This window comes from Nostoc sp. (assembly GCF_035638895.1).
Lineage (GTDB): Bacteria > Cyanobacteriota > Cyanobacteriia > Cyanobacteriales > Nostocaceae > Nostoc.
Genome location: NZ_DASQZC010000400.1, coordinates 1 through 4,552 on the forward strand (window position 1 = coordinate 1; position 4,552 = coordinate 4,552).

Here is a 4,552-nt window from a genome sequence, read left to right on the forward strand (position 1 = left end):
CTGGATACCACTACCGCTAGAGAAGGGCGTGCTGGGGACGTGATTATTGATGCTCAAAATATCGTCTCAGTTGACAATAGCTTTATATCCAGCGATACTCTTGGGTTGGGAGATGGTGGCAGTATAAAGATCACGGCTGGGGAACTTACCTTAACCAAGGGTGGACAAATATTGTCCAGAACCACTGGAAAAGGAAATGCAGGCACTATTACTATCAATCCTGTCAATGCTTTTAGCTCTGTCAGCATTTCTGGGGTTAATCCAGATCCAAAAGAGGCATTCTCTAGCGGCTTGGTAACTTCTACTGAGAAAGAAGGCGCTGGTCAGGGTGGTAATATTAGTGTGACGACTGGGGAATTACGCGTATCAGACGGAGGAGTTTTGATTGCGCGAACTAGAAATGCCTCCCCAGGCGGTAATATCACTGTTAACGTCAACACTTTTGAGGCTACTAATGGCGGACAAGTCATCACCACTACCTTCGGCACCGGACGTGCAGGTGACATTACAGTAACAGCCACTGACAGGGTAAGAATTTCTGGGAGCGATCCGACTTACTTTGATCGGTTTCAGCAGCAATCCGAGCCGACTATAGTTGATAATGATGGTTCTGCCAGTGGTTTGCTTGCTCGCGTAGCAGGTCAGGAAACTGCTAATGCAGGTAACATTCTGGTAAAAGCTCGCTCTATCAGCTTAGACAACCAAGCAGTGATTTCAGCTACAACCACATTAGGCGAGGGTGGTAATATTGAGTTGCAACCGCAGGACTTTTTGCTAATGGGCGGTGGCAGTCAGATATCCACCACCGCAGGTACTCAAGAGGCTGGTGGAAACGGCGGTAATATCACCATCAATGCGCCTGACGGCTTCATCATCGCCAAACCTAATGAAAACAGCGACATTACCGCCAATGCATTTAGTGGTAGTGGTGGGAGAGTCACAATTAAAGCTACTAAACTTTTTGGAATTGCACCACTAACTAGCGAAGACCTTAAAAAGTTGCGCCCTACGGATTTAGACCCGCGTAAACTTCATACAAATGATATTACAGCAATTTCCCGAACAAGACCTGATTTAAGCGGCATTGTAGAAATCAACACGCTTGATGTTGACCCCAATCGAGGATTAATTAACTTACCATCTGTACCCGTTGACACTCAAGTGTCTCAAGTTTGTCAAGTGCGTCCTGGTGAAAATGAAAGCAGTTTTACGATTACCGGACGCGGCGGCTTACCACCCAACCCTACCAAAGACATTCTCACTCTTGATGTAGTTAAAGTAGATTGGGTAACTCTCAAACCAAAGGGTGAAAACCACTCTAGTACAAGTGTTTCAACTCAGGCAAATAATTCTAGTCCAGCGCCGATTGTGGAAGCGCAAGGGTGGATGATAAATGCTAAAGGTGAAGTTGTACTCACGGCTAATGCGCCCACAAACACGCTTCATAGTTCGTGGCAAAACCGAGCTAATTGTCGTAGCGATTTTTAGATTTGAGATTGCCAATTGGTAATTGCTTTGAAACCATCAATTATGAATTATCAATTACCCTCAATACAAAAGCGATCGCGACTAACGTGGATCACGGGTACTTGGAGATTCCTATTAGGCTAATTTGTTAAAAATTGTTGGTTTGTCAGAATTTGCCTTTGCACCAATTGTTAGACGTTATGGTTTGGAAAAATCTAAAGCAGTGAATAAACAGACGATAACTCAATATTGAGGATGTTAATGCTTACGAAAGCACCTTTACCTTTTGGCAAAATTGGGATGGTCCCTAGTTACTAGTAAGATAAGCAGTGAAAACACTAAATTATCGGAGTAGAGAACGTGGCAAATATTCAGGGCAACTCTGCAAACAACTATCTAGCTGGGACTCAAGGAAGCGATCAAATATATGGCTATGAAGGTGATGACACTCTAATAGGTGGGTTCGGTAATGACAACTTAGTGGGAGGAGGTGGTAATGACATTCTCACTGGTAATAGTGGTAGAGATACCTTTGTCCTGAATTACTCAGGTGGCGGTATTGATAGAATTAAAGACTTCTCGGTTAGTAATGACGTTCTTAAAGTTACTACATCAACTATTAGCGCTTCTAGATATCTTATAGGTACACGAGCATCTCTGAGCAATTATGAAGTGGGTGAAGATGCTGGAATGGTTTCTCCTAAGTCTACCAATCGTTCCGTAACGCTCGGTTCAACTAACACTAGCCGATCTTCTAGTCTTTTTACATATGAGGCAAGCACTGGTGCTTTATTTTATTTGGATCAGCAGATAGCTTGGCTATCTCCTAACCTTAACTGGAATACAGCTGTTGTAGTCGCTTCGAGAACTAATAATGATGAATGAAAAATTTAACTCTCTAGCAGAGTTTCTTACTAAAGTTGGGGGAGTCAAACTCCCCTTATACGGTGTAGAGACAAGCAAGGGATTCGCACTTTGATTACGGAATCGGTGTTCTAAGTGCGATCGCGTTGTTTTGTTTTTTGACCAATGTCATCTGTAATGCTAATTGCCAGTTAAAATTAGCAGTAGAAACACTAATTTCTCCGGGAGTAAGGAACGTGGCAACTATTCACGGCACATCTGGAAGCAACAATCTAGTTGGGACTTCAGTAAACGATCAAATATACGGCTATGCAGGTAATGACACTCTGAAAGGTGAGCTAGGTAATGACTACTTAGAGGGAGGAAGTGGTAATGACAGTCTCATTGGTGGTAGTGGTAGAGATACCTTTGTCTTAGATTGCTCAGGTGGCGGTATTGATATAATTAGAGACTTCTCAGTTAACGGCGATATTCTTAAAATTAATACCCCTGTTATTAGCAGCACTAGCGCCATCTCTCAAGGTTCTACAGGCGATGACACTCTAATAGGTAAATCAGGTGAAGACTCCTTAGCAGGAGGAGTTGATAATGACATTCTCACTGGTGGCAAGGATAGTAACAGCTTGCCTTCTATTAAATCTACTGAGAATCCTATTCAATCAACTAACTCTACCACTGATGTTTTAACATCAACAAAAGTTTCGACGAGTGAGGACATAAGACTTGCTGCTCCTATAGTATCTTCAGAAATAGTAATAATTGGTGGAGGTGTGGGACTTCCTAGTTATTGTAGCTATAACGCAAATACTGGTGCTCTATTCTATCTCGATCAGCAGTTAGCTTGGCTACCTCCTAACCTTAGCTTTCCTAACAATGCATGACTTAGGTAGTGACAGAAAAGCGAAAATAGCAGGTATGGTTTTTAAGGCTTCTAATTAGATTTTTCAATTACCTTTTTGCGGTGTCTGTGTTGAAAACTTCGGTTCGCCTTTGGCGTCCCTACAGGCAGACGTTCGCGGACTCACTCTAACCAAAGCTATGTCGGAAGCTTTACGCTGCACTATCGGCAGGAACCGCCGCTCCGACGCCAGTTGGTTCTCCTGTTCAAAGACGCTCTTGCTAGCAAGCTTTAAGAGGATGTTTTAAAAGTCCTCTTGTCGGTAACAAAACGTTGTAGATCCTCCTAAATCCCCCTTAAAAAGGGGACTTTGATTCTTCCCCCTTTTTAAGGGGAGCCAGCACAGTCTTCTCCCTTGGCGTTAGCCTCTCCCTTTGGGAGAAGGGGAAATGCCAAGGGCGATAGCGAGTCATCAAGCGTCTGGGGTCTCCCCAAGTAGAGCGATTGGCGTGGCGTGGGTTGGGGGGATCAATAAGTGCCTAAAATTACAGCCAACTGCTTTTAAAAGAACCTCTAAGAGCAGGGGTACAAGTCGGGAAACCATCTGTTAGCGCCTGGCTCGACTTTTTGCCGTGGTTAAGTCTTAAAATTCATACAGTCACTACTGTTACAACAGCAGATTAGTAATCAAAAACCTAACCTTCCCAGCAGAGTTACCTGGAGAAGGGCACGGGCAAAGGTTTGCACAAGCATTACTAAAGTGGTGTTCTATCTTGCAATGAAGTAACTATCAATGGTTAGGAGATAAGTTCTGTGAGTTTAAGAAGTTGGTTTGGTCACGGTTGTCACTTAGGGTTGTCGGGCTTGATGATTCTAGTGGGTGCGATTGGAATACAAGGAGGCTTACGCACATCCGCTCAGGTCACTGCTGATCCTTCTGTGGGAACTCAAGTGCAGCAAATCGACAACACTACCTTGGATATTACAGGGGGTACAACGGTTGGCAATACAAATTTATTCCATAGTTTTAGCAACTTTAGTATTCCAAGTGATCAGGTAGTCAATTTCCAAAACGCCCCTACCATTAACAATATTTTGGTGCGAGTTACAGGGAGAAATCCCTCTGACATCCAAGGAACACTTCAAACTCAAGGTAATGCTAATTTCTTTTTAATGAATCCTAACGGCATCATATTTGGAGAAACTGCCTCATTAAATGTTAATGGTTCATTTATTGGCACAACAGCTAATGCGATCCAGTTTCCGGGTGGTGGAGAATTTTCCATGACTTCACCCGTGAATCAGCTTAACCCTTTGCTGAGTGTGAATCCTTCTGCATTTCTATTCAATCAAATTCCATCCCAGCCTGTTGGGCCGATTCAA

3 protein-coding genes and 1 pseudogene are annotated in these 4,552 nt (G+C 43.4%); all 4 read left to right on the forward strand.

The features are described 5' to 3' along the window. Positions 1–1,488: pseudogene (locus tag VE944_RS19915) on the forward strand (S-layer family protein); the annotation flags it as partial. 339 nt (positions 1,489–1,827) lie between these two features. After that, positions 1,828–2,352 (forward strand): calcium-binding protein, encoded by a 525-nt coding sequence (locus VE944_RS19920; RefSeq protein WP_324980745.1) that lies wholly within the window; start codon positions 1,828–1,830, stop codon positions 2,350–2,352. Positions 2,353–2,567: 215 nt separating this feature from the next. Continuing rightward, complete coding sequence (locus VE944_RS19925; protein WP_324980748.1) at positions 2,568–3,212, forward strand: calcium-binding protein; 645 nt, start codon at positions 2,568–2,570, stop codon at positions 3,210–3,212. Positions 3,213–3,982: 770 nt separating this feature from the next. Further along, on the forward strand, positions 3,983–4,552 hold a 570-nt coding region (locus tag VE944_RS19930), incomplete at its 3' end, for a filamentous hemagglutinin N-terminal domain-containing protein (protein WP_324980751.1).